The sequence below is a fragment of the Streptomyces ureilyticus genome, assembly GCF_011045025.1.
In the GTDB taxonomy this organism is placed as follows: domain Bacteria; phylum Actinomycetota; class Actinomycetes; order Streptomycetales; family Streptomycetaceae; genus Streptomyces; species Streptomyces ureilyticus.
Genome location: NZ_JAAKZX010000455.1, coordinates 1 through 1,420 on the forward strand (window position 1 = coordinate 1; position 1,420 = coordinate 1,420).

Annotated in this window: 2 pseudogenes; one reads left to right on the plus strand and one right to left on the minus strand. The window is 77.7% G+C overall.

Annotated elements, in window-relative coordinates:
* Positions 1-292 (minus strand): annotated as a pseudogene (locus tag G6048_RS48085) (hypothetical protein); the annotation flags it as partial.
* 751 nt (positions 293-1,043) lie between these two features.
* Between G6048_RS48085 and G6048_RS49080 the strand changes: the two are divergent.
* Positions 1,044-1,420, plus strand: a pseudogene (locus G6048_RS49080) (hypothetical protein); the annotation flags it as partial.

The window sequence follows — 1,420 nt, forward strand, 5'->3', positions numbered from 1 at the left end:
CCCCCGCCCCGTCCCCGGTCAGCCAACTCCCGGTCACCGCACCCCCGATGAGCCCGAGCCCGAGCACGACACAGGCCGCGGCAGCCGCGACCCGAGGCCGGACCCGGGGCCCCACGGGCAGCAGCCGCGCGGTGTCGTGGTCGTACGTGTCCGGGGGCGCGAACGACACGAAGGGGCGCCCCGCGGGAACGCCGACGGGCGTCGGCTCCGGCTTCGCCGGAGGCTCGACGGGCGGCTCGGCGGGAATGGGCCGAAGCCGCCGCGTGGTCTCGCTGAGAGTCTCCTCAGGCATGTGCCCCCGCCGAGGCGGAACACCCGGCGGCGCCGGGACACTCGGCCGCGGCGGCGCGAAGGGCCGCTGGGGAAACCCGGGGGCTGCCCGCTGGGGCACGACTGTCGCCTTCGCCTCGGCGGCAGGAGTCGGCGGTAGGGCTGAGCCTCCGGCGTCCCTGGAGGTCGACCGCGGCTCGGTGGCGGGAAGCGGCGGGGCGACTGAGCCGTCGGCGTAGCTCGTGGTCGACCGCGGCTCGGCGGCCGGACGCGCGGGTACGACTGAACCCGCGGTGTTCTTCGCAGTCGAGCGCGGCTCGGCCACCGAACCGTCAGCGCTCCGCGACGCCGGACGCCGCTCACCCGCCACACCTGACGGAGCACCCGAGCGCTCGCCGCTCCCCACAGTCGTCCCCGGCTCAACCACCGGACGCGGCGGCACAATTGAACCCTCGGCGTAGCCCGTGCCGGAGCGCGGCCCAGCGTCGACGTTCCGCGCAGCCGGACGCCCCTCGGCCGCCCCACGCGGCTCGGGGACCCGGCGCGGCGGCACGACTGAACCCTCGGCGGCCCTCGCAGTCGGGGACGACTCGGCCACCGAGCCGTCCGCGCCTCGCGCAGCCGGACCGCAATCAGCCACTCCACGCGGCTCCGCGGCGGGACGCGGCGGCACGACTGAACCCTCGCCGCTCCTCGCAGCCGAGGACGACGCGGCCACCCGACCGTCAGCGCCCCGCGCGGCCGGACGCCACTCGGCCGCTCCACGCGGCTCCGTGGCCGGACGCGGCGGGGCGACTGAGCCGTCGACGTGGCTCATCGTCGACCGCGGCTCGGCCGCCGGGCCACCGGCGCTCCGCGCGGTCGGACCCCACTCGGCCGTCGCGCCCAGCGGGACGCCCGGGCCCTCGTCGCCCCTTGCAGTCGTCCTCGGCTCAGCCGCAGGACGCGGCGAGACGACTGAACCCTCGGGGTTCCTCGAAGCCGGGCGCGCCTCGGGTGACGAACCGTCGGCGTTCTGCCCGGTCGGGTCCCACTGGGCCGCCGCGCCCGACGGGTCGCCCGTCTCCTCGACGCGCGGCACGGAAACGGTCGCCGGAGGTGGCGTGTCCGGGAAGCGGGCCGAGGCCGGTGGCGGGGGTGGGGTCACGGG